Source organism: Streptomyces pactum (assembly GCF_016031615.1).
Classification (GTDB): Bacteria; Actinomycetota; Actinomycetes; order Streptomycetales; family Streptomycetaceae; genus Streptomyces; species Streptomyces pactus.
The window spans coordinates 677,958-702,072 of the sequence record NZ_JACYXC010000001.1 but is presented as its reverse complement, the minus strand read 5'-3'; the positions used below and the strand labels follow the sequence as shown (position 1 = coordinate 702,072).

The 24,115-nt window shown below is 75.9% G+C and carries 14 protein-coding genes and 2 pseudogenes; 12 read left to right on the top strand and 4 right to left on the bottom strand.

From position 1 onward, the window contains the following. Nucleotides 1-324: 324 nt before the first annotated feature. Nucleotides 325-3,939, top strand: coding sequence for a hydantoinase B/oxoprolinase family protein (locus IHE55_RS02780; RefSeq protein WP_197987555.1), 3,615 nt, complete (start codon nucleotides 325-327; stop codon nucleotides 3,937-3,939). A gap of 105 nt (nucleotides 3,940-4,044) precedes the next feature. Here the strand turns inward: IHE55_RS02780 and IHE55_RS02775 are convergent, their stop codons facing one another. From IHE55_RS02775 to IHE55_RS02765, 3 genes and pseudogenes are all read right to left on the bottom strand, one after another. After that, nucleotides 4,045-4,923, bottom strand: a complete 879-nt coding sequence (locus tag IHE55_RS02775) for a 5-oxoprolinase subunit C family protein (protein WP_197987554.1) — start codon at nucleotides 4,921-4,923, stop codon at nucleotides 4,045-4,047. Between the two features lie 227 nt (nucleotides 4,924-5,150). Continuing rightward, nucleotides 5,151-5,819 (bottom strand): annotated as a pseudogene (locus IHE55_RS02770) (5-oxoprolinase subunit B family protein); the annotation flags it as partial. Further along, complete coding sequence (locus IHE55_RS02765) at nucleotides 5,816-6,595, bottom strand: LamB/YcsF family protein (RefSeq protein ID WP_197987552.1); 780 nt, start codon at nucleotides 6,593-6,595, stop codon at nucleotides 5,816-5,818. The gene IHE55_RS02765 and the pseudogene IHE55_RS02770, both read right to left, overlap by 4 nt. Before the next feature lie 433 nt (nucleotides 6,596-7,028). On the opposite strand from IHE55_RS02765, the gene IHE55_RS02760 reads away from it, so the two are divergent. The 7 genes from IHE55_RS02760 to IHE55_RS02730 all read left to right on the top strand — a co-directional run bounded on the left by IHE55_RS02760 (nucleotide 7,029) and on the right by IHE55_RS02730 (nucleotide 18,830). Then, a complete protein-coding gene (locus tag IHE55_RS02760; protein ID WP_197987551.1) occupies nucleotides 7,029-7,757 on the top strand; it encodes a GntR family transcriptional regulator in 729 nt (242 codons plus the stop codon). 419 nt (nucleotides 7,758-8,176) lie between these two features. Next, nucleotides 8,177-8,890 carry a DUF969 domain-containing protein gene (locus IHE55_RS02755; protein WP_197987550.1) on the top strand — a complete coding sequence of 238 codons (714 nt, stop codon included), beginning with the start codon at nucleotides 8,177-8,179 and terminating at the stop codon, nucleotides 8,888-8,890. Next, complete coding sequence (locus tag IHE55_RS02750) at nucleotides 8,887-9,855, top strand: DUF979 domain-containing protein (protein WP_197987549.1); 969 nt, start codon at nucleotides 8,887-8,889, stop codon at nucleotides 9,853-9,855. The genes IHE55_RS02755 and IHE55_RS02750 overlap by 4 nt, the downstream gene beginning before the upstream one ends. A gap of 430 nt (nucleotides 9,856-10,285) precedes the next feature. Next, nucleotides 10,286-10,930: a pyroglutamyl-peptidase I gene (gene pcp / locus IHE55_RS02745; protein WP_197987548.1), complete on the top strand. Its 645-nt coding sequence runs from the start codon at nucleotides 10,286-10,288 to the stop codon at nucleotides 10,928-10,930. A 238-nt stretch (nucleotides 10,931-11,168) separates the two neighbouring features. Then, a complete protein-coding gene (locus tag IHE55_RS02740; protein WP_197987547.1) occupies nucleotides 11,169-12,701 on the top strand; it encodes a hypothetical protein in 1,533 nt (510 codons plus the stop codon). A 377-nt stretch (nucleotides 12,702-13,078) separates the two neighbouring features. After that, entirely contained in the window at nucleotides 13,079-13,957 is an 879-nt protein-coding gene (locus tag IHE55_RS02735; RefSeq protein WP_372442747.1) for a hypothetical protein, read from the top strand. Nucleotides 13,958-14,069: 112 nt separating this feature from the next. Next, nucleotides 14,070-18,830 (top strand): hypothetical protein, encoded by a 4,761-nt coding sequence (locus tag IHE55_RS02730; protein ID WP_232265429.1) that lies wholly within the window; start codon nucleotides 14,070-14,072, stop codon nucleotides 18,828-18,830. 319 nt (nucleotides 18,831-19,149) lie between these two features. Here the strand turns inward: IHE55_RS02730 and IHE55_RS02725 are convergent. Further along, nucleotides 19,150-19,518, bottom strand: a pseudogene (locus IHE55_RS02725) (hypothetical protein); the annotation flags it as partial. Between the two features lie 356 nt (nucleotides 19,519-19,874). Here IHE55_RS02725 and IHE55_RS02720 point away from each other — a divergent pair. Genes IHE55_RS02720 through IHE55_RS02705 form a run of 4 tightly spaced genes read left to right on the top strand, consistent with a single transcriptional unit; the run spans nucleotide 19,875 to nucleotide 24,068 of the window. After that, nucleotides 19,875-22,676, top strand: coding sequence for a nitrate- and nitrite sensing domain-containing protein (locus tag IHE55_RS02720; RefSeq protein WP_197987545.1), 2,802 nt, complete (start codon nucleotides 19,875-19,877; stop codon nucleotides 22,674-22,676). After that, on the top strand, nucleotides 22,673-23,098 hold the full coding sequence (locus tag IHE55_RS02715) for a roadblock/LC7 domain-containing protein (protein ID WP_197987544.1): 426 nt from the start codon (nucleotides 22,673-22,675) through the stop codon (nucleotides 23,096-23,098). Before IHE55_RS02720 ends, IHE55_RS02715 begins: the two co-directional genes overlap by 4 nt. A 9-nt stretch (nucleotides 23,099-23,107) precedes the next feature. Then, nucleotides 23,108-23,494 carry a DUF742 domain-containing protein gene (locus tag IHE55_RS02710; RefSeq protein WP_197987543.1) on the top strand — a complete coding sequence of 129 codons (387 nt, stop codon included), beginning with the start codon at nucleotides 23,108-23,110 and terminating at the stop codon, nucleotides 23,492-23,494. Then, entirely contained in the window at nucleotides 23,475-24,068 is a 594-nt protein-coding gene (locus tag IHE55_RS02705; RefSeq protein ID WP_197987542.1) for a GTP-binding protein, read from the top strand. The genes IHE55_RS02710 and IHE55_RS02705 overlap by 20 nt, the downstream gene beginning before the upstream one ends. Nucleotides 24,069-24,115: the final 47 nt, after the last annotated feature.

The following is a 24,115-nucleotide window of genomic DNA, read 5'->3' as shown; positions in this document are numbered from 1 at the left end:
GCCCGGTGCGGGCCTTGCCGGCCCTCCGGGCGTGAGCTGCCCGCCGCGGCCCCCGTCGTCCGGGCGGTGACCTCTCCGGCCCGGCCGTTCCCGTTCGCGTGGTGACCCTGCCCGGTCCGGCCCGCGCCGTTCGGGGCGGACCTCTCCCGCCGTGCCCGCGCCGTACCCCCGGCCCCGCCCTCCCGCCGTACTCCCGGCCCGCGGCGTGCCCGGGCCTCGTCGCGCGGGGCGAAGCGCCGTAGCCGGACCCCCGCCATCTCAGCCCCGCCCCGGGCCGCCGCCGTTCCGGCGGCCCGGGGCGGGGGAAGCTGGGACAATGACCGGGTGGCGACCGGACGCTGGGAGTTCTGGATCGACCGTGGCGGCACCTTCACCGACGTCATCGGCCGGGCCCCGGACGGCCGGCTGACCACCCGCAAACTCCTCTCCCACGACCCCGGCCGGCGCCAGGACGCCGCGGTCGCCGGCATCCGCGCCACCCTGGGTCTGGCCCCGGGGGAGCAGGTTCCGGCCGACCGGATCTCGGTGGTGCGGATGGGCACCACCGTCGCCACCAACGCGCTGCTGGAGCGGGCGGGCGAGCCCACCGTCCTGGTGATCACCGCGGGCTTCCGGGACGCGCTGCGCATCGCCTACCAGGACCGTCCCCGCCTGTTCGACCGGCACATCCTCCTCCCGGAGGCGCTGTACGAGAAGGTGGTGGAGATCCCCGAGCGGCTCGGCGCGCACGGCGAGGAGGTCCGCCCGCTCGACCTGGAGGCCGCCACCGGCGCGCTGCGCGCCGCCCACCGCGAGGGCTTCCGCAGCGCGGCCGTGGTCTTCCTGCACGGCTACCGGTACCCGGCCCACGAACGGGCGGTGGGCGAGGCCGCACGCGCCCTCGGCTACACCCAGGTGAGCTGCTCGCACGAGGTCAGCCCGCTGATGAAGCTGATACCGCGCGGCGACACCACCGTCGTGGACGCCTACCTCTCGCCGGTGCTGCGCCGCTACGTGGCCGGTGTCACCCGGGAGCTGCCCGGGGTCCGGCTGATGTTCATGCAGTCCAACGGCGGACTGCGGGAGGCGGCGCACCTCCGTGGCAAGGACGCGGTGCTCTCCGGTCCGGCCGGCGGCGTGGTGGGGATGGCGCGGACCTCCGCGGAGGCCGGGTACGACCGGGTCATCGGCTTCGACATGGGAGGCACCTCCACCGACGTCTCGCACTACGCCGGGGAGTTCGAACGGGAGCTGGTCACCCGGGTGGCGGGGGTGCGGATGCGCGCCCCGATGATGCGCATCCACACGGTGGCCGCGGGCGGCGGCTCGGTGCTGCGCTTCGACGGCGGCCGCTACCGGGTCGGCCCCCGGTCCGCCGGCGCGGTCCCCGGGCCCGCCTGCTACCGGCGCGGCGGGCCGCTCACCGTCACCGACGCCCAGGTGATGCTCGGCCGCATCCAGCCCGGCCACTTCCCGGCCGTCTTCGGACCGCACGGCGACCAGCCCCTGGACGTGGACGTGGTCCGGGCCCGCTTCGCCGGCCTGGCCGCGGAGATCGCCACCGCCACCGGCGACCGCCGCGGCCCCGAGGAGGTGGCCGCGGGCTTCCTGGACATCGCGGTGCTCAACACGGCCAACGCGGTCCGCACCATCTCCGTCCAGCGCGGGCACGACGTCACCCGGCACGCGCTGACCAGCTTCGGCGGCGCCGGCGGCCAGCACGCCTGCGCGGTCGCCGACGCCCTGGGCATCGGCACGGTGATCGTGCCGCCGCTGGCCGGGGTGCTCTCCGCGTACGGCATCGGGGTCGCCGACGCCGCCGCCCTGCGCGAGGAGGCGGTGGAGCGTGAGCTGACCGGTGCCGCACTGCCGCAGCTGGAGCACGTCCGCGACCGGCTGGCCGCCCGCACCCGCGCGGAACTCGCCGCCGACGGCGTGCCCGGACGGACCGTCACCACCACCGCCCGGGCGCACCTGCGGTACGCGGGCACCGACACCGCGATCCCGGTCCCGCTGGACACCCTGCCCGCGATGCGCGAGGCGTTCATCCGCGCGCACCGCGCCCGCTACTCGTTCACCATGGACAAACCGCTGATCGTCGAGGCGGTGGCGGTGGAGTCCACCGGCGCCGCCGGGGGCGCCGGCGGCCACACCCCCGCCCCGCCGGTCCGGTCCGGCCCGCCGGCCCCGGAGGCCGGGGTACGGATGTACACCGCCGGCCGGTGGCGGCCGGTACCGCTGTACCGGCGGACCGCGCTGCGCCCGGGCGACACCCTCACCGGCCCGCTGATCATCACCGAGGACGACGCCACCACGGTGGTCGATCCCGGCTGGCGCGCGGCCGTCGGCGACCGGGGTCACCTGCTGCTCACCCGGGCCCGGCCCCGGCCGCGGACCGCCGCCGCCGGCACCGCGGCCGACCCGGTGCTGCTGGAGGTCTTCAACAGCCTCTTCACCGCGATCGCCGAGCAGATGGGGGCGCGGCTGGAGAACACCGCGCACTCGGTCAACATCAAGGAGCGCCTCGACTTCTCCTGCGCCCTCTTCGACGACGAGGGCAACCTGGTCGCCAACGCCCCGCACATCCCGGTGCACCTGGGATCCATGGGCGAGTGCGTCAAGGAGGTGCTGCGCCGCAACCGCGGCACCCTGCGGCCGGGCGACGTCCACGCCGTCAACGACCCGTACCACGGGGGCACCCACCTGCCCGACGTCACCGTGGTCACCCCGGTGTTCGACACCGCGCCGGCGGCCGGCGACCGGCCGCGGTTCCTGGTCGCCTCCCGCGGGCACCACGCCGAGATCGGCGGCATCACCCCCGGCTCGATGCCCGCCTTCAGCCGCACCGTGGCGGAGGAGGGCGTGCTCTTCGACGACTGGCTGCTGGTCCGCGACGGCCGGATGCGCGAACGGGAGACCCGCGACCTGCTCACCGCCGGCCCCCACCCGTCCCGCGCACCGGACGCCAACCTCGCCGACCTGCGCGCCCAGATCGCCGCCAACGAGAAGGGCGCCGCGGAGGTGCGCGCGCTGATCGGGAAGTACGGCCCGGAGGTGGTCCGCGCCTACATGCGGCACGTATGGGAGAACGCGGCCGGGTCGGTGCGCCGCGCCGTCGCCGCGCTGCGGGACGGCGCGTACCGCTACGAGACCGACAGCGGCGCGGTGATCCGGGTCGCGGTCCGCGTGGACCGGGACCGGCGCGGCGCGGTCCTGGACTTCCACGGCACCTCCGCGCAGCGGCCGGACAACTCCAACGCCCCCCGGTCGGTCGTCCTGGCCGCCGTGCTCTACGTCTTCCGCACCCTCATCGACGACGACATCCCCCTCAACAGCGGCTGCCTGGAACCGCTGCGGGTCCTGGTTCCGGCTGGCTCCATGCTCGCCCCGGAGTACCCGGCCGCCACCGTGGCGGGCAACGTGGAGACCTCGCAGGCGATCACCGGCGCGCTCTACGCGGCGCTCGGCGTGCAGGCGGAGGGGTCCGGGACGATGAACAACGTCTCGTTCGGCGACGACCGGGTGCAGTACTACGAGACGGTGGCCGGCGGATCGGGTGCCGGGGAGGGGTTCCACGGCGCGGACGCGGTCCAGACGCACATGACCAACTCCCGGCTGACCGACCCCGAGGTGCTGGAGTGGCGGTACCCGGTCCGGGTGGAGGACTTCTCGGTACGGGACGGCAGCGGCGGCCCCGGGCGCTGGCACGGCGGCCGCGGCGTCACCCGCCGGCTGCGCTTCCTGGAGCCGATGACCGTGGCGCTGCTCACCGGCCACCGGCGGGTGCCGCCCTACGGCATGGCCGGCGGGCTGCCGGGCGAACGCGGGGAGAACCTCGTCGAGCGGGCCGACGGCACCGTCCAGCACCTCGCCGGCCGCGACACCACCCGCGTCGGGCCGGGGGACGTACTGGTGGTCCGCACCCCGGGCGGCGGCGGATACGGGCCGCCGGCCTGCTGAGCACCCACCGCGTGCGCGGGCGGTGCGCCGCCCCGGCCGCGGCGGCGGCCCCCGGCGGCCAGGGCGCGCCAAAGTGCCGTTCACCGCCTGGGGTGTGACGGCGTGTCAGGTGGCGGCCGACCGGGCTCCGCGCGGTACGAACCGCACCGGGGTGCCGGGCGTGGCCTGGGCGGCGGCGGACAGGTACGGCTCGGGGACGACGCCCACCACCGGGTAGCCGCCGGTGGTGGGGTGGTCGGCGAGGAAGAGCACCGGCCGGCCGTCCGGCGGCACCTGGAGCGCCCCCAGCACCATGCCCTCGCTGGGGAGTTCACCCGGCACGGCCCGCTCCAGCGCCGGTCCCTCGGTCCGCATCCCGATCCGGTTGCTCGCCGCGGACACCCGGTAGGCGCCGGCCAGGGTGCGGATCGCCGCGGGGGTGAACCAGTCGTGCCGCGGCCCGAGGCGGACCGGCAGCACCAGCTCGGGGGCGAACCCGGTCCGGGCGACCGCGTCCGTCGCGGCGGGCGGACCGGCCGGCGGGCCCAGGGGGACCACCTGCCCGTCGGCCAGCGGGTCCGGGCCCAGCCCGGAGAGCAGGTCGGTGGCACGGCTGCCCAGCTCCGGCCCGGCCGCCACACCGCCGCCGAACGCCAGGTAGGAGCGGACGCCGTGGCGGGCCGGGCCGACCTCCAGCACCGCCCCGGACGGCACCCGCAGCGGGGCGCCCCATGCGGCCGGCCGGCCCGCGACGGTGACCGCGCAGGCCGCCCCGGTGACCGCCGCCCAGACGGCCCGGTGCACCCGCACCGCGCAGCCGGTCAGCGTGGTCTCCAGGGTGGCGGCGGTCTCCGGGTTGCCGACCAGCCGGTTGGCCAGCCGGTGCGCGTCGAGGTCCAGCGCCCCGGAGCGGGGCACGCCCAGATGCGCGTGGCCGGGCCGGCCCAGGTCCTGGACGGTGGTGAGGGCGCCGGCCCGTACCACCGAGAAGCCGTCGCCGGTCACCGGTCCGCCCCCGTGGTGGTGCGGCCGGTGCCCGTGGTGTCCCGGCCGGTGCCCGCGGTGGCGCGGTCGGCGGGACCGGCCGCCCCCTGTCCGGTTCCGTCCGGTCCGGTCCCGGTCCGCCGGGTGAGGGTCCGTACGGCGCCGGAACGGCCGGTGCGGGGCCGGTCCGGGGCGGCCGGGCCGGGCACGGCAGTGCGGGACCGGCGTTCGGCGCCGGACCCCGGACCTTCCGCCGGCAGCGGGACGAAACGCACCCGGGTGCCGGGGGCGAAGAGCGCCGCCGGCTCCCGGCGGGGGTTCCACAGCTCGGCCTCGGCGGTCCCGATCAGCTGCCAGCCGCCGGGGGAGGAGCGCGGGTAGACACCGGTGTACGGACCGGCCAGCGCCACCGCGCCGGCCGGCACCGCGGTCCGCGGGGTGGCCCGGCGCGGCACCCGGCGGTGCTCGGGCAGCCCGGTCAGGTAGCCGAAGCCCGGCGCGAAACCACAGAACGCGACCCGGTACTCGGCGGCCGCGTGGATCGCGCCGACCTCCTCGGGGGCCACTCCCCACACCGCCGCCACCTCGGCCAGGTCGGGGCCGTCGTAGCGGACCGGCACCTCGACCGTGGTGCCCTGCTCGGCGGGGAGCGGCGGGATGTGCCAGTGCGGCAGTTCGGCGGCGAGCCGCGCCGGGTCGGCGAGGCCGTCGAGGAGCACGGTCCGCGCGGCGGGCACGATCTCGCGCACCGGCGGCAGTTCGCCGGCGGACGACCGGCGGAGGATCTCGGCGTGCAGCGCCTGGGCCGCCTCGCCGCCGTCGGTCTCCAGCAGCAGGGCGTGGTCGCCCACCGGGAGCACCCGTACCGCGCCGGCGGCGGACCGTCCCGCGGCCGGCCGGGCTGCCGGGGCGCTCATGCGAAGGCCGCCACGCGTACGCCGGCCCCGTCCAGCCCGGCGCGTATCCGGCGGGCCAGCGCGGCGGCCCCCGGCGTGTCCCCGTGCACGCACAGCGAACGCACCCGGACCGCGAGCGGCTGCCCGTCGATCGAGGTGACCGTGGCGTCGCGGGCGATGGCCACCGAGCGCCGCAGCACCGCCTCCGGGTCGCTGATCAGGGCGCCGGGCGAGGTGCGGGGCACCAGGGTTCCGGCGGCGGTGTAGGCCCGGTCCGCGAAGGCCTCGGTGACCGTGGGGAGTCCGGCCGCCCGCGCCGCCCGGTGGAGCTGTGAACCGGGGAGTCCGAGCACCGGCAGACCGGGGTTCCCGGCCGTCCGCACCCCCTCGATCACCGCGGCCGCCTGGGTCTCGTCGTGCACGCAGCGGTTGTACAGCGCGCCGTGCGGTTTGACGTAGGCCACCCGGGCCCCGGCCGCCCGGGCGAAGATCTCCAGGGCGCCGATCTGGTAGGCCACCTCGTCGGCGAGTTCCCCCGGCGGTACGTCCATCGCCCGCCGCCCGAACCCGGCCAGGTCGCGGTAGGAGACCTGGGCGCCGATGACCACCCCCCGCACCGCGGCGAGTTCGCAGACGCGGCGCATGGTGCTCGGGTCGCCGCCGTGGAAGCCGCAGGCCACGTTGGCGCTGGTGACCACCGACAGCAGGGCCTCGTCGTCGGTGAGCTGCCAGCGGCCGAACCCCTCACCGAGGTCGGCGTTGAGGTCGATCGACAATTCCGGTGCGGTGTCGGTCATGATCCGTCCGTTCGGGCGTGCGGTCCTCGGTGCGGTGCGGTGCGGTGCGGTGCGTGCGGTGCTGTGCTGTGCGGCGTGTGCGGTGGGGCGATGGGCGTGGTGTGCGGGGCAGGCGCGCGGCCGGCGGGCGCGGCTCGCGGCCGCGGCCGGCGCGGCCCGGGGAGACGGCCGGCCGTGCGGTCCGGGCGTCCACCGCCGCGCCCGGCGCGCACGGCAGCCCCCCGGCGCGCGGGCCACCACGCGCGGTCGTGGCAATGCCGCGGTGCCGTGAGCGAGTGGCCGGGCTCACCGTAAGGGATCGTTGAACGATCCGACAAGATGCGTGTTGTCCCGCATCCCCTTCTGGGTTTGACTGCGGACGCCGCCCGCGCGTCACGGACCGGGCGGCGGACAGGGAAACCGCCCTGCGGGGCGCGCAGTGAGGGAGACGGGTGTGGCCAGCGGGACCGACCGGCGACTCGCCGAAGCGACAGCGGTGTCAGTGACCGGGCTGGAGACGGACCGGGCGCTGCTGGGCCGGACCAGCACCGCCGAGCGGGTGGCGGACATTCTGCGCGACCGGATCACCGAGGGCTTCTTCCCGCCCGGGACCAGGCTCTCCGAGGACAGCATCAAGGGCGCCCTCGGGGTCTCCCGCAACACCTTGCGGGAGGCGTTCCGGCTGCTCACGCACGAGCGGTTGCTGGTCCACGAACTCAACCGCGGGGTCTTCGTCCGGGTGGTCACCATGGCCGACCTCGCCGACATCTACCGGGTGCGGGAACTGGTCGAACGCGCCGCGGTACGGAGCCTGGGCGAGCCCCCGTACCCGCTGGAGGCGGTGGAAGCGGCGGTGATCGCCGGCGAGCGGGCCGCCCGGGACCGCGAGTGGCAGGAGCTGTCCACCGCGAACATCCGCTTCCACCAGGCGATCGTCGCGCTCGCCGGGAGCCCGCGCACCGACGAGCTGATGCGCGGGGTGCTCGCCGAACTGCGGCTGGTCTTCCACGTGATGGCGGACCCGCGGCGGTTCCACGCGCCGTACCTCACCCGCAACCGCCAGATCCTGGAGGCGCTGCAGGACGGGGAGAAGGCGCAGGCGGAGGAGTTGCTCGCGTCCTACCTGGACGACTCCAGGCGGCAGCTGTCGGGCGCCTACGCGGAGCGGCTGCCGCAGGGCTGAGACGGGTGCGCCGGGACACGTGCGACGCCGGGGCCGGCCCGGTGCCCGGTGTGCGGCTGAGGCGGCGGGGGATGCGGGGGGCGGTGCCCCGGCGGCGGGCGCGGGGCCGCGAGCGGGTGCTCGGGTGCCGCATCCGGAGGCGGTGCCGGGCGCGGCGGGTGTCCGGCGTGGTGCGCGGGTGGCGGTGCCCGGATGCGAGGGGCCGGGTCCGGAGTACGGGAGCCGGGCGGCCCGGGCCGTGACGCCCGGCCGGCCCCGGGGGCGTCCGGGGCCACCCGGGCGACCGGGGTGTCCGGGGGCGTTCGGCATACCCCGGAGATGGATCAAGGATCAACCTCTTGTCGGATCGTTGAACAATCCCCTAGCCTCCGGTGAATCCTCCCTCGCCCCTTACGGGGTCCCACGCGGAAGGCGGACGCATGATCGTTCTCCTCGGCGTGCTCGTGGTCGTCATCGGCTTCGCCACGAGACGCAACCCTCTGCTGGTGGTAGGGGTGGCAGGAATCGTCACCGGACTCCTCGGCGGTCTCTCGCCGCGCGAGGTGCTGGCCGCCTTCGGCAACGGCTTCGCCTCCAGCCGGGCCGTGACGATCTTCGCCATCACCCTGCCCGTCATCGGCCTCCTGGAACGCCACGGCCTCCAGGAACAGGCCCGGACCCTCATCGGCCGGTTCGCCAAGCTCACCACCGGGCGCTTCCTCGCCCTGTACCTGGCGCTGCGCCAGGTGACGGCCGCCCTCGGCCTGGTGAGCGTCGGCGGTCCCGCCCAGACGGTCCGGCCGCTCGTCGCCCCCATGGCGGAGGGCGCCGCCGAACGCCGCCACGGGCCGCTGCCCGACAAGGCCCGGGAGAAGATCAGGTCCTTCTCCGCCAGCGCCGACAACGTCGGACTCTTCTTCGGCGAGGACGTCTTCCTCGCCGTCGGATCCATCCTGCTCATCACCGGCTTCGTCAACACCACGTACCAGACCCACCTGGAACCCCTCCACCTCGCCCTGTGGGCCATTCCCACCGCCGTGTGCGCCCTGGCGGTGCACGGCTGGCGGCTGCTGCGCCTGGACCGGCAGCTGGAGCAGGAGTTCGGCCGCGGTGCCACCGCACCGGGCCGCGACGCCACGGAGGCCGCGGCATGATCAAGGCGGAGTGGTTCTTCTGGCTCGTGGGGGCCGTCTTCCTGGTGATGGCCGCCCAGATGCTGCGCGACCGCACCAACCCCAAGCGCGTCGGCAGCGCCGCGTTCTGGGGGCTGATCGGCGCCGGGTTCGTCTACAGCTCCTGGGTGGTGGAGAAGCGGGCCCCGGCCGAACCGCTGGGTGTCGCCGTCCTCACCATGGCCGCCCTCGCCGGATTCGGCTTCACCGGGCGCGGCGAGGTGCGCACCACCAGCACCGAGGAACGGGTGCGCAGCGCCGCCCGCCTGGGCAACCGGCTGTTCATCCCGGCCCTCACCATCCCGGTCGTGGCCATGGTCTGCGCGGTGGGTGTCAAGGAGCTGTCCATCGGCGGCGAACCGATCCTGCAGAAGGGCAGCGAGACCATCCTGGGCCTGGGTATCGGAGCCGTCGTCGCCCTGGGCGTCGGCATGGTGCTGCTCCGCGAGCGGCGGCTGAGCACCCCGGTGCACGCCGGCCGCTCGATGCTGGAGGCGATGGGCTGGGCGATGCTGCTGCCGCAGCTGCTCGCCACGCTCGGCAGCATCTTCTCCGTCGCCGGCGTGGGCACCGAGGTCGGCGAACTGACCACGAAGGCGCTGCCGGAGGACTCCCGCTACCTGGCCGTCATCGCGTACTGCGTGGGCATGGCCCTGTTCACCATGATCATGGGCAACGCGTTCGCCGCCTTCCCGGTGATGACCGCCGCGATCGGCTGGCCGGTCCTGGTCGAGCAGATGAACGGCGATCCGGCCGCGGTGCTCGCCATCGGCATGCTCGCCGGGTTCTGCGGCACGCTGGCCACCCCGATGGCGGCGAACTTCAACATCGTCCCGGCCGCGCTGCTGGAGCTGAAGGACCAGTACGGGCCGATCAAGGCGCAACTGCCCACCGCAGCGGTGCTGCTCGGCTGCAACATCGTGATCATGGCGCTCGTCGCATTCTGACGCCGGGGGCCGGCGGAGGCGCCGGGAGGGCCCGGTCCGCCGGGGCCGCCGGGGAGCGGCGCCCGCCCGGGGTTCCGCGGGACCCGGGCGGTCGGGCCACCCGGCCGGGGGTCACTTCCGGCCAGGTCACTTCCGGCCGGGGTCCGCGGGTACGACAGCGGCCGACGGCCCGTCCGGCGGCGCCCACCGCCCGCGGTGTCACCGGATCGGGAGCCCCCCGCTCGCGGCGTCAACCGCCCGTGGCACCCGGCACCGGTCGCGTACCACCCGCCCGACCGCCGGTCCGGGCGCCCACGACCCCGCACCCGGTGCCGCCCGGATGCCCCCTCCGCACGTCCGCGAACCGGTGGCCGGCGCCCACCCGACCCCCGACCCCCGACCCCCGACACCCCGTATTCCCATACCCGACCACGCTGCGAGGCGGAAGCTCATGACACGGATACTGCTGACCGGATTCGAGCCCTTCGGCGGCGAGCGGACCAATCCCTCCTGGGAGGCGGTACGACTGGCGGCCCAGGACCCGCCGGCCGGACTCACCTTCGCCACCGCCGAACTGCCCTGCGTCTTCGGCGACGCGCTGACCGCGCTGCGGGCCGCCGTGGAGGCCACCGACCCGGACGTGGTGGTCTGTACCGGCCAGGCCGGCGGCCGCCCCGACCTCACCGTGGAGCGGGTCGCGATCAACCTGGACGACGCCCGGATCCCGGACAACGCGGGCGCCCGTCCGCTCGACCGGCCGGTCGTCCCCGGCGCGCCCGCCGCCTACTTCGCCACCCTCCCCGTCAAGGCGTGCGTCGCCGCGGCCCGGGCGGCCGGCGTACCCGCCTCCGTCTCGCACACCGCCGGTACCTTCGTCTGCAACCACGTCTTCTACGGCCTGATGCACCTGGCCGCCACCGAGCGGCCGGGGTTGCGCGGCGGGTTCGTCCACGTCCCCTACGCGCCGGAGCAGGTGCTGGACCGCGGTGCGCCCGCGCTGCCGCCCGCCGCGGTCGCCGCCGGGCTCCGCGCCGTCGCCGTCACCGCCGCGACCCGGACCGAGGACATCCGGGCGGTCGGCGGGACCACCCACTGACGGCCCGCCCGGCCCGGGCACTCCGCCCGGCGGTCGCCGAGCCGCCCGGTCCGGGGGTCCCTCGGCCACCGAAGGCCCTGGCGCCCCCGGCGCCTCCGCCCCTGTCCGCCCTCCCCGGGCCCGGCCCCGCGCCCGGTCTCCGAAGCCCGGCCGGGCGCCGCTGCCCGGCGGCCTCCGCGCCCGCCGCCCAGCCGTGCCGTTTCGTCCGTTGTCGGTGCGACCGCCTACGCTGTGCGACGTGACTTCTGTACCTCCCGGGGCGGCTGCGCCCCAGCTGAGCGGGGTGGCCCGCCCCGCGCCCGGCCCGGCAGCCGACGAGGGCCTGGCCCGGCGGCTGCGCGCGCTGGCGTGCACCGCTCCGCTGCACGACCTGGACGCCCGCAAGGCGAACCTCGCGGGGGAGTACGGGATCTACGCGATGGCCGAGGTCGCCCTCGCCGCCATCGACCTGATCACCCTCAACATGGACTTCGACACCGGCGCCGACCACGAGCAGATAGTGACCCGGCTGCTGCCCCGGGTCGCGGCCCAGGCACCGCAGCGCCCCGCCGCCGAGCACGAGCGGGTGGCCCGCTGGGTGCTGGAGAACCTGATCAACGTGGGCAGCGTGGACCGCGGCTTCCGGGCCGTGTACGGCACCTTCGACGCCGAGGGCGTGTACGTCCGCCGGGACTACGACTTCAAGCTCGTCGAGGAGGTGCCCGGGCCCGGCGGCACGGTCTACCTGCGCACCACCGACGAGGCGGTCAACGTCCTGGTCGGGGCGCTGGACACGGACGTCACCAGCGCCCAGATCGCGGCCGAGGTGAAGCTGGAGGTGCTCATCAGCCGGGGGCGCCTGGCCGATGCCCAGCTCGCCGCCGAGCAGGCCCGGTACCGGACCGTCCAGTACTCCGAGACGCTGCGCCGGACACTCGACGCCACCCGCCGCAACGTCCGCGCCGTGGACTGGCTGAGCGCGGTACCCGACATGATCGCCGAGGCGCTGGACCACGTCGCCGAGCGCTACCGCCACGAGAACGCCATCCTCACCAACATCCGCCGGGTCCGGGACGAGGCCGCCTCCGGCGGCGACCCGGAGCACAAGCGGCGCGCGGCCGAGCTGGTGGACATCGTCAAGGACTGCATCCGGCGCCACACCCAGCTCCAGTCGAGGCTGCTGGAGGCCGGCCCGCTGTTCCGGGCCGAGCAGGACCGGCAGGCGTTCGCCACCCCCGCCGCCCGCGCCGGGATCGACCTGTACGGACAGCTGGTCGCCCCGGTGCTGCCGATGCCGGTGGAGCGGGCCACCCGGGTCACCGACGCCTTCTTCGCCCGGGGCACCGGCCTGCGCACCCCGGTCGCGGTCCGCGTCGGTGACCTGGTGGAGATGCTGCTCACGCCACCGGCGGAACGCGAGCACCTGGGCGCCGAGATGCCCGAGCCGGACCTGATCGCCACCCCGGACGACAGCCGGTTCAGCGAGGAACAGCTCGCCGCCGCCATGGACCTGCTCGACCTGCCGCCGGACGCGCCGCGCCGCCTCTCCGGGCTGCTCGTCGAGGCCCGCCGCACCGACCCCGAACTGCCCTACCTGGTCGCCCTGCTCGCGGTGCACGCCGCCAGCCCGCCGGTCGGCACCGCCTACCGGCAGGGCGAGCAGCGGCTGCTGTTCGCCGTGGACGACGGCACCGAGCTGGACGACCCCGAGTTCGGCGGCGCCGACCTCATCGTGGGCACCGCGCTGCTGGACGCGGCGGGCATGGCGGCCGACCGTACGGAGGCGGCGTGACCCGCACCCCGCCGCCCCGCCCCCGGCCGTACGCCACGTCCCCGGGGGCGTACACCCCGCCCGGGCCGCACGTCCCCCCACGGCCGTGCACCGCGCCCCGGCACCCTCGCCGGACCACGGCACTCCGGCCCCGCCCCTGGCACCCCGCCGGGCCGCCGCCGCACACCGGACCCCGGTGCGGCCCGGGGACCGGCGCACCGCCGCGCGCCCCGGACCGGCACCGGCCGCCCGCCCGCGGCGCCCGCGCCGTGCCCCCCTGCCGTGACCGGCCGACCGGCGGTCCCGCGGCGCCGCGCCGCCGCCCGGTGGCCCCCGCCGCCCACCAGCCCGTTCCCCGCAAGGAGTTCCACCCTGTGACCGAGTACGACGCCGACGACGTGGCCGCACCGGAGGCGGCCCCCGCCGCGTCCGCCCCTGGCCCCTCGCGGGCGCGCCCGTCACCCCCTGCCGACGCGGCCGACGCCGCGCGCCTGGTCGCCTTCGGGCTGCAGCCCAAACTGCTCCCCGCCCGCGACGCGGAGTACGCCGAACTGCTCCGGCGCCACCGCGACGACCCCGCCTTCGCCCGGCTCGCCGACGCCGTCGCCGCCGGCCTGGGCCTGGTGGTGCTGGAGGTCTCCACCCGGGCCGGCATGGCCGTCACCGCCGCCGAGGACTCCGTCTTCGCCGTCCGGATGGGCGACTACGCGCGCCGCGCCGCCACCGACTCCGCCGACCGGTTCCTGCACGGCCTGGCCCACCTGGCGATCGCCGCGATGGCCTTCCCGCGCCCCGAGGACCTCGCCGACGACGGCTACATCGGCCGGATCACCGTCAACGGCGTCGACGCCTTCGTCCGGCAGGCGTGCCGGCGGCTGGAGGAACGCGCCGCCGAGCAGGGCGAGAACACCGACCCCGCCACCGGCGCCCCCGGCCTGGAGGCGGCGTGGCGGGTCTACGCCCGCCGCAGCGCCACCGGCGCCACCAAGGACGCGCGCCGGCTCGCCGGTTCCACCACCGGCATCATCGGCAAGGCCGTCGCCTTCCTGGTGGACTCCGGCTTCCTCCAGCGCACCGGCGACGACGCGGGCGGCACGTACCGCACCACCGCCCGCTACCAGCTCCAGGTCCGCGACATGGCCGGCGGCGCCGCCATGGCCGAGCTGCTGGAGCTGGGCGTGGTGCCGGTCGGCGACGGCAGCGCCACCCTGCTGCCCCCCGACGACTCCGACGACCTGGACCTGGTCGCCGACGCCGGCCTGCCGTTCCACTCCTGACCCCGGCCGTCCGGCACCCGATCACCGCGGTCCGGCCCGCCACCGCCCGGGTGCGGCGAGCCCCGTTCGCCGCACCGTTCCCCCACCGTCACGACAACGAGAGTCCGCCGCCATGTACGAGCTGTCCCGGGTCCGCCTCTACTCCATCGGGCCGGCCGGTGCGCGCTACGCCGACACCGTGCTGGACCTGCGCGGGGTCGGCGATCCGGTACCCAGCCCGGCGCCCGCGCAGGCGGAGTTCTTCGAGGAGGAACCGGTCGGACCGCCGCGCCGGCCGGCGCCCGCCGGGGTCCTCTTCCTGGAGAACGGCGGCGGCAAGTCCGTCCTGCTGAAACTGATCTTCTCGGTGATGCTGCCCGGTCACCGCAACACCCTGGGCGGCGCCAGCTCCGGCGTGCTCCGCAAGTTCCTCCTCGCCGACGACTGCGGGCACGTGGCGCTGGAGTGGCAGCACACCGTCACCGGCGAGACCGTGGTGGTCGGCAAGGTCAGCGAGTGGCGCGGACGCCAGGTCTCCAACGACCCCAGGAAGTTTGCCGAGGCCTGGTACTCCTTCCGGCCCGGCCCCGGACTGAGCCTGGACTCGCTCCCGGTCGCCGAGTCCACCGCCGTGCGCCCGCCGGCCGAGGGCGTATCCGGCGCCCGCGGCCGCCGCCGCACCATGAAGGGCTTCCGCGACGCCCTCACCGAGGCCGGCAAGGCGTACCCGCACCTGGACGTGGTCTGGGTGGAGATCCACGAGCGGTGGAACGAGCACCTGGGCGAACTCGGCCTGGACCCCGAACTCTTCCGCTACCAGCGGGAGATGAACGCCGACGAGGGCGAGGCGGCCGGCCTCTTCGCGGTCAAGAACGACTCCGACTTCACCGACCTGCTGCTGCGCGCGGTCACCGACACCCGGGACACCGACGGCCTCGCCGACCTGGTGCACGGCTTCGCCCACAAACTCGGCCGCCGCGCCGAACTCACCGCCGAACGCGACTTCACCGCCGGCTCGCTGGACCTGCTCACCCGGATCGGCGAGGCCGCGGACCGCCGCGAGCAGGCCCGCGACGTGCACGCCGGCGCCGAGCGCCGCACCCGCGCCCTGGCCCGCCGGCTCTCCGCCCGCGGTGCCGAGGAGCGCGCCCGCGCCGCCGAACTGGCCGCGTCCGTCGCCACCGCCGCGCACGCCGTCACCGACGCCGAACAGGCGCGCGGCCACGCCGCCCTGATCGCCGCCGAACTCGCCTACCGGCACGCCTCGCTGGCGCTGGCCGCCGCCGAGAAGGGCGCCGCCGCCCAGCGCCGCGAACTCAACGACGCCCGCACCCTGCACTCCGCCTGGCAGGCCGCCGAGACGGTGCTGCGGCACCGTGCCGCCGCCGACCGCTCGGCCCGCGTCGCCGCCGCCATCCGGGAGGCCGAACGCGACGCCGCCCCCGCCCTGGCCGCCCGCGCCAGGGCCGCGGCCGACCTGGTCCGCGCGCTGCACGCGGCCGCCGCGGCCGGCGAACGCCTCGCCGCCGAGGAGGAGGAGCGCTCCGCCGCCCTCCAGCAGACCGGGGAGTCCGCGCACCGCGACGCCACCGCCGCCGCCACCGCCGCCCAGCGCGCCCGCAGCGAGGCCGAGCACCTGCGCCAGCGGCTCGCCGAGGTCGAGCAGGAGACCGCCGAGGCGGTACGGGCCGGCTGGCTGGACGACTCCGCCCCGGACGCCGACCCGGCCCGCGCCGCGCTCGCCGCCAGCGACGCCGAGAAGACCGCGGTCGCCGCCTGGGACAGCGCCCGGGAGGCCGCCCGAGTCACCGGCGAACGGGCCCGGGAGGCCGCCGCCGAGCAGTCCCGCGCCGAACTGGCCGCGGCCCGCGCCGCCGACGCGGCCCGGGCCGCCGACTCCGCGTACCAGGCGGAACTGCGCGCGGCACAGGCACTCGGCGGCGAGCAGCGCCTGGTGGAGCTGCTGGGCCTGCCGCAGCCGCCCGCCGCCACCGTGCCCGCCCCGCGCGGCGCGGAACCGGGCGCCGGCACCGCGCCGGCCGCCCGCGCCGGCCACCGCCCGCCCACCGACGGCCCACTCACCGCCGAGGAGCTGGACCGCAACGCCGACGCCCTGTACGAGCTGCTGGACAACGGCGTCGCGGCCGCCGAACGCCAGCTGTTCGACCTGCGCACCGCCGCCGCCGAGGACTCCCGCATCCTCGGCGCGCTCGGCGACGGCGGCCTGCTGCCGCCCAAGCCCGACGTGCTCGCCGCGGTCGAGTACCTCGGCGAGCACGGCATCCCCGCGCTCCCCGGCTGGCGCTACCTCGCCCAGGCCGTGGACCCGGCCGACCACGCCACGGTGCTCGCCGCCCGCCCGGAGCTGGTGGACGGCGTCGTCATCACCGACCCCGACACCCACGCCCGGGCCCGGGAGGTGCTCGCCGGCGCCTCGCTGCTGCCCCGCTCCGCCGTCGCTGTCGGCACCGCCGCGGCACTGCTGGCCCCCACCCCGCCCCCGGGCGGCGACGACACCGGCGTCTTCCTGGTGCCGCCGAACCCGGCCATGCACGACGAGCGGGCCGCCGACGACGAACGGCAGGCGCTGCGCCGGCGGGCCGCCGCCCGGGACGAGGAGATCCGCGCCCTGGCCGCCCGGCTCTCCGGCGACCGGGCCCTGGCCGCCCGGCTCGCCGCCTGGCGGCAGAGCTGCCCGCCCGGCCGCCTCGCCGAACTGGCCGCCGCCGCCGAACGGGCCCGCACCGAGGCCGAGGCCGCCCAGCAGCGGCTCACCGAGGCCCGCACCGCCCACGCCGAGGCCGAGGAGAGCGCCGCCGAGGCGGCCCGGGTCCGCGACGAGCGCCAGGAGGCCGCCCAGCGGGCCCGCCGGACCGCCGACGCCCTCGCCGGCCTCGCCCACCGGCTGCGCGAGCGCGCCGCGTGGCAGGCCCGCGCCCGGGAGCTCGCCGACGAGGCCGCCGAGTGGGAGGAGCGGGCCGCGGCCTGCGTCGACCGCGCCCGCGCCGCCGACGAGGACCGACGCGCCGCCCAGCGCGCCGCCGACGACGCGCACCGCACCGCGCGCGCCCTGCGCGCCGAGCGCGCCGAGATCGCCGGCGTCCCGGACGACCTGGACGAGGAGGCCGCGGACACCCCGCCGGACACCTCGCTGCCCGCCCTCCGCGAGGCCTACCGCGCCGCCTCCCAGCTGTACGAGAAGGTCGGCGTCGGCGCCGACCTGCGCGCCGAACAGGCCCGCGCCGAGAGCGACGAGTCCGCCGCCCTGGCCGCCCTGGACCGGCTCACCAACAAGGTCCGCACCCGCGCCGCCCAACTGCTGGAGGGCCCCGACGGCGCCGACGGACCGTCCCGGCAGGCTGCCGCCGCCCGCGCCGAGGCGCTGGTGACGATGCTGGAGACCCGCGCCTCGGCGGCGAGCGAACAGCTCGGCCGGCTCCGCGGCGAGGCCGAACGGCTGGCGCCCGCCGACGGCGAGGCGCACACCGAACTCCCCGACGAGCTGGTGCCCACCGACGCCGACCGGGCCAAGGAGCTGCTGCGCGGCGCCAACACCGAACTCGCCGCCCGCACCGACGCGCTGGAGGGGGCCCGCACCGCCCACGCCGACCTGCTGCGCGCCCACCGCGCCGCCGAGGACGCCGCGGGAGGCTTCGACGAGATCGCCGCCATGCTGCGCGACCTGCTCCGCGACCACCCGGGCCAGGACGGCGGGCCGGACGGCCCGGACGGCCGGCCGGAGAGCTACACCGGAACACTCGCCGAGGCCCGGCAGGCCGCCGCCGAAGCCCGGCGCTCCCTGCGCGGTTGCGCCGCCGACCTGTCGGCCGCCGAGGCGGCGGTGCGGGAGGCGAGCGACGTCCTCGTCCGGCACGCCAACTCCACCCGTTACGAGCAGGTCCGCACCCCCGCCCGCCAGCAGATCCGGGAGCTGCCCGCCGCCGCGCTCCCGGACCACGCCGCCGCCTGGGCAGAGGCGTTCGCCCCCCGGCTGCGGGTGCTCACCGACGAACTGGCCCAGCTGGAGCGGAACCGCGACAGCATCGTGGACCGGCTGCGCGGCCTGGTCGAGGCGTGCCTGGCCACGCTCCGCTCCGCCCAGCGCCTGTCCCGGCTGCCCGAGGGCCTGGGCGAGTGGTCCGGCCAGGAGTTCCTGCGCATCCGGTTCGACGACCCCGACCAGGCCACGCTCACCGAGCGCCTGGGCGAGGTGATCGACGAGGCCACCCGGTCCGCGGTGCGGAAGAACTCGGACCTGCGCCGGGACGGCATGTCGCTGCTGCTGCGCGGGGTGCACGCCGCCCTCCAGCCGCGCGGCGTGGCGGTGGAGATCCTCAAGCCGGACGCGGTGCTGCGCGCCGAGCGGGTGCCGGTCGGGCAGATGGGCGACGTGTTCTCCGGCGGCCAGCTGCTGACCGCCGCCATCGCCCTGTACTGCACCATGGCGGCGCTGCGCAGCAACGACCGCGGCCGGGACAAGCAGCGGCACGCCGGCACGCTGTTCCTGGACAACCCCATCGGCCGGGCCAACGCCACCTATCTGCTGGAGCTCCAGCGCGCGGTCGCCGACGCCCTCGGCGTGCAGCTGCTCTACACCACCGGCCTGTTCGACACCACGGCGCTGGCCGAGTTCCCGCTGGTCATCCGGTTGCGGAACGACGCCGACCTGCGGGCCGGGCTGAAGTACATCAGCGTGGAGGAGCACCTGCGGCCCGGGCTGCCGCAGCCGACGGCGGACGCCGAGCCGGTGCACGGCCAGATCACCGCCACCCGGATGTTCCGCCGCCCGGACGCCCCCGCGCTCCCCGCCGCCGAGCGGCGCACCGCCGGGTCGGGCGCCGCAGGAGCACCTGCCACCGGAGCACCTGCCACCGGGGCGCCCGGGGCCGACTGAACCGGCCGCCCCCCCCGCGCGGGGCGGCGCGGGGACGACGAACCGGCCCGCCCCGCGCGGGCGGGCCGCTCCGGAGCCGCACCCCGCGGGACCCGGGGCGGTTCCCCGCGGGGGAGGGACGGGCCCGGCACACCTGGGGCCGCCTTCGCCCCCCGCAACGCCCGCGGCGTGCCGGTGGCGTGCCCGGGGGTCCCGGGCGGGGCCGGCCCCGGCGGTCCGCCGCCCCCGCCGTCACCGGCCGCTTCCCCGCCCGTCCCCGGCCGTTCACGTCCCGGCACGGCCGGCGCCGGCCCGCCGGTGCCCGTCACACCCCCGACAGCCGCTGCGGACGGCGTGATTGGCGTACTTGACGAGCGGAGCTGCTGGGTGCAGAGACCACCCCGTGACGCTGCCGCCACACCTGGCGGGTGACCCACACGTCCAGCACCCCCCAGGTGGCCGCCACGGTGCTCGCCACGGTGCTCAGCACCATCGGGAAGGCGAGCCAGGAACCCGCCAGCGTGCACAGCACCGCCACCATCGCCTGCACCAGCGTCACCGCCACGATGATGACCGCCCGCACCGCCGCCTCACGCACCGGATCAGGCAGTCTGTACCGGCGGGCCGGCTCCTCGGTCCACAGCGGCCGTACCGCCTGCGCGCGTCCGCCGCTTGGGACGCGCGCGGGGATGTCGCGATCCTTGCCCACGAAGTCCTCACCCCTCCTGGTGGCTGTCCCGGTCCACCCGAATCAAAAAGCCCGACATGGCTCTTATTCCCCCCAGTCTCCTCGGTGAAGGCATGAAACAGAGTGGCGAACGGTGCGCGGCGGGAGGGGAAATTCAGCCACTCGTGCGACGGCATTGCGTCGGACTCCTCCGGGCCGGTGAGCCGCCGGACGGGGAGTAAGTCGGCTCAACCCCGGACACATCGTGATCAAGGTAGCCCTCCGTGCCGCCTGCCCGACCGGACGTGTCTTCGAAGCGGTCAACCCACGGTAGTAGGCTCGCGCCGCTTGTTATCGGAACTCCGCCCCCGGTATTCGGGGTTGACGTTGGGGAGGCCATGCGCTTTCGCGGGAAATCCATCCGCAGGAAGATCGTGGCGCTGTTGCTGGTGCCGCTCGTCTCACTGACGGCAATCTGGGCGTTCGCTACAGTGATCACCGGTCGTGAGGCGATGCAGCTGCTGGACGCTGCTGACATCGTGGAAGATGTCGGATATCCGGTCGAGGACGCGGTACACGCGATCCAGAAGGAGCGGAAGCAGGCGCTGATCTATCTGGCCGATCCCAGCCAGTCCGACGCGCTCACCGTGCTGCACGCGCGCCAGCAGGAGACCAATCAGGTCATCGAGAAGCTGAACGACAACGCCGGGAACGAAGACACCCGCGACAAGATGTCCGAGGACGCCCGGACCCAGCTCAGCACCATTCTGGAGAAGGCCGACGGACTGGAGAACCTCCGTCGCCAGATCGACGACCGGGGCATCAGCGGCCTGGACGCCTACGCCTATTACAACGGCCTGATCGACCTCTGCTACAACTTCCGCAGCTCGCTGCACGCGGTGCCCGACGCCGACCTGGACAAGCAGGGACGCGCCCTGGTGGCCATGATCCGCGGCCGCGAGGCACTCGCCCGCGAGGACAGCCTGTACACCGCCGCGCTCACCGCGCAGCGGATCGACTCGGCCACCCTGCGCGCGATGTCCGACCTGATCGCCGAGCGCAACCTGATCCAGGCGACCAACATGCCGGTGCTGCCCGGCTCGGAACAGAAGATCTTCCTCACCTACCGGAAGACCACCGCCGCGCCCGAGGGTCTGCGCCAGGCCGAGGACGCCATCTTCAAGGCCGGCGCCGCCAACGCGCTGAAGGTGATGAACCAGGAGCGCTGGGACAAGGCCGCCAAGCCGGTCCTGGCGGACCTCGACCGCCTCAACAGCGACGCCATGGACCGCTTCCAGGACCGCGTCGAGCCCGAGGCCGAGAGCGTGCTGCTGCAGGCCGGTGCCGCCGGCATCCTCGGCTTCCTCGCCCTGGCCGCCTCCATCTTCGTGTCGGTCCGCATCGGCCGCACCCTCATCCGCGACCTGACCCAGCTCCGCAAGGACGCCCAGGAGGTCGCCACCGTGCGCCTGCCCAGCGTCATGCGGCGCCTGGCGACGGGCGAGCAGGTGGACATCGAGACCGAGGCGCCCCGGCTGTCCTACGGCGCCGACGAGATGGGCCAGGTGGGCCAGGCCCTCAACACCGTGCAGCGCGCCGCCGTCGAGGCGGCCGTCAAGCAGGCCGAACTGCGGCACGGCATCTCCGAGGTCTTCGTCAACCTCGCCCGCCGCAGCCAGGTCCTGTTGCACCGCCAGCTGACCCTGCTGGACGAGATGGAGCGGCGCACCGAGGACACCGACGAGCTGGCCGACCTGTTCCGCCTGGACCACATGACCACCCGCATGCGGCGGCACGCCGAGGGTCTGGTCATCCTCTCCGGCGCGGCCCCCTCCCGGCAGTGGCGCAAGCCGATCCAGCTGATGGACGTGGTCCGCGCCGCCGTCGCCGAGGTCGAGGACTACGAGCGCATCGAGGTCCGCCGCCTGCCGCGGCTGGCCGTCAACGGCCCGGCCGTCGCCGACCTCACCCACCTGATCGCCGAACTCCTGGAGAACGCCACGGTGTTCTCGCCGCCGCACACCGCGGTGCAGGTGCTCGGCGAGCGGGTCGCCAACGGCTTCACCCTGGAGATCCACGACCGCGGCCTGGGCATGGCACCGGACGCCCTGCTGGAGGCCAACCTCCGGCTCTCCGAGACCCCGGACTTCGAACTGTCCGACACCGACCGGCTCGGCCTGTTCGTGGTCAGCCGCCTGGCCCAGCGCCAGGGCGTCAAGGTCTCGCTGCAGCCCTCGCCGTACGGCGGCACCACCGCCGTCCTGCTCATCCCCGCCAAACTCCTCACCGACAGCGGCGAGCCGGACGGCGAGGACGTCACCGACGAGGCGGAGCAGGCCGAGCGGGACCTGCCGGCCCTCGGCGAGATCCCCGCGGTCCTGCGGGAGCGGCCGATGCGCACCACCCCCGCGCCCTCGGACGGACCGGTCGAGCAGGACCCGCCGGTCACCCGTTTCGGCCAGCAGGTGAGCGCCGGCGTGCCGCAGGAGGCGCTGGACGACGAGGACGAGGACGGCGGCCTGTTCCGCGGCCGCGGCCTGACCCCCACGCCGCCGCTGCCCGGCGTCGCGCCGGAACAGCACCAGCAGGTCCCCGACGGGCAGCTGCCCCACCACCACGTCCCGGCCGCCGTCGACGGCGCGCCGGACTCCGGCCCGGCCCCCCTGCCGCGCCGGGTGCCGCCGAAGCTCGTCTCGGACAACGGACGCCGGGTCGGCGGCCAGCGCTCCGGCCGGCACGCCGCACCCCGCCGTGACGAGCGGGAACAGGGCTGGGACCCGCACGCCGCCCAGCCGGCCCCGCCCCCCGCGGGCCCGGCGCAGCACCCCGGCTGGGACCACCAGCCGCACGCCGCCCAGCAGCCCGCTCAGCCGTCCACGCCGTCCTGGGCCACACCCTCCGCCCAGACCCCGGCGACCGAGGAGCACACCATGCCCGCGCAAGGAGCCGAACCGCCCCGGCTGCCCCGGCGCGTACGACAGGCGAGCCTCGCACCGCAGCTGAAGAGCGACCCCGCCCCGCAGGCCGAGGCGGAGCGATACCCTGCCGAGACCGATCCCGAACGCGATGCCGAGCAGGCGCGGGCCACCATGGCCTCGCTCCAACGGGGCTGGCAGCGCGGTCGGCGGCAGACCTCCGACCCGATCGGCGGTCAGCAGCAGATAGCACCTGGAACGAACTACGAGGGGGACGGTCGATGACCACACCGCACGCCGCGGCCCGCAACACACCGGCACGTTCGGGGGAGTTGAACTGGCTGCTCGATGAGCTGGTCGGACGCGTGGGCAGCATCCGCAAGGCGCTGGTGCTGTCCGGTGACGGACTGCCCACCGGCGGGTCGCGCGACCTGTCCCGCGAGGACGCCGAGCACCTCGCCGCCGTCGCCTCCGGGTTCCACAGCCTCGCCAAGGGCGTCGGACGCCACTTCGACGTGGGGCGGGTGCGCCAGACCATCGTCGAACTCGACGACGCCTTCCTGTTCGTCACCGCGGCCGGTGACGGCAGCTGCCTGGCCGTGCTCGCGGACGCCGACTCCGACGTCGGCCAGGTCGCATACGAGATGACGCTGCTGGTCAAGCGTGTGGGCGTGCACCTGGGCACGGCGCCGCGCTCCGGTGGGTGACGGAGTGACATGACGGAGGACGCGGAGGGCTGGTTCGACGACGCGGCGGGACCCGTGGTCCGGCCGTACGCCATGACGCGCGGCCGTACCCGCAGCGCCGCCGAAGGAAAGCTCGACCTGATCGCGGTCGTCGTGGCCGACCGTGTGGACAGACGGTCGGTCGTCGATCAGACACTATCCCCGGAACACATCGACATCGTCGAACTGAGCCGGGACAACCCCCTGTCCGTCGCTGAACTCGCCGCCGAACTCGACCTGCCGGTCGGAGTGGTCCGCGTGCTCATCGGCGACCTGCTGCACGCGGAACTGGTCCGCGTGTCCCGGCCCGTTCCTCCGGCAGAGCTGCCGGACGAGAGGATTCTGCGCGAGGTGATCAATGGTCTACGGGCACTCTGACCGTGACCGTCCCCCGATAGCCGACCCGGTGACGCTCAAGATCCTGGTGGCGGGCGGGTTCGGCGCGGGCAAGACGACCCTGGTGGGCGCGGTCAGCGAGATCAAACCGCTGCGCACCGAGGAGCTGCTCACCGAGGCGGGACGGCCGGTGGACAACCTGACCGGGGTGGAGGGGAAGCGCACCACGACCGTCGCTATGGACTTCGGGCGGATCACGCTCCGCGAGGACCTGGTGCTGTACCTGTTCGGCACCCCCGGCCAGGACCGCTTCTGGTTCCTGTGGGACGAGCTGTCCACCGGGGCGCTGGGCGCGGTCGTGCTGGCCGACACCCGGCGGCTGCAGGACTGCTTCGCCGCCGTCGACTACTTCGAGCGGCGCGGCATCGCCTTCACGGTGGCCGTCAACTGCTTCGAGGACTCCGCCCGGTATCCGGAGGAGTCGGTGCGCGACGCGCTCGACCTCGACCCGCAGACCCCGGTCATCCTCTGCGACGCCCGGGAGCGGGACTCCGTCAAGGAGGTGCTCATCTCCGTCGTGGAGCACGCCATGATGGTCTCCGCCACCCGGCGCTGAGTCCGCACCGACGGCCCGTACCCCCGGCCCGCCGCGGGGTACGGGCC

Excerpts from the sequence above, each read along its gene's own strand:
- IHE55_RS02705 (WP_197987542.1), top strand. The coding sequence starts at position 23,475 with ATGGTCTACGGGCACTCTGACCGTGACCGTCCCCCGATAGCCGACCCG.
- IHE55_RS02720 (WP_197987545.1), top strand. The coding sequence starts at position 19,875 with ATGCGCTTTCGCGGGAAATCCATCCGCAGGAAGATCGTGGCGCTGTTG.
- IHE55_RS02755 (WP_197987550.1), top strand. The coding sequence starts at position 8,177 with ATGATCGTTCTCCTCGGCGTGCTCGTGGTCGTCATCGGCTTCGCCACG.
- pcp (WP_197987548.1), top strand. The coding sequence starts at position 10,286 with ATGACACGGATACTGCTGACCGGATTCGAGCCCTTCGGCGGCGAGCGG.
- IHE55_RS02765 (WP_197987552.1), bottom strand. The coding sequence starts at position 6,595 with ATGACCGACACCGCACCGGAATTGTCGATCGACCTCAACGCCGACCTC.
- IHE55_RS02750 (WP_197987549.1), top strand. The coding sequence starts at position 8,887 with ATGATCAAGGCGGAGTGGTTCTTCTGGCTCGTGGGGGCCGTCTTCCTG.
- IHE55_RS02710 (WP_197987543.1), top strand. The coding sequence starts at position 23,108 with ATGACGGAGGACGCGGAGGGCTGGTTCGACGACGCGGCGGGACCCGTG.
- IHE55_RS02715 (WP_197987544.1), top strand. The coding sequence starts at position 22,673 with ATGACCACACCGCACGCCGCGGCCCGCAACACACCGGCACGTTCGGGG.
- IHE55_RS02730 (WP_232265429.1), top strand. The coding sequence starts at position 14,070 with ATGTACGAGCTGTCCCGGGTCCGCCTCTACTCCATCGGGCCGGCCGGT.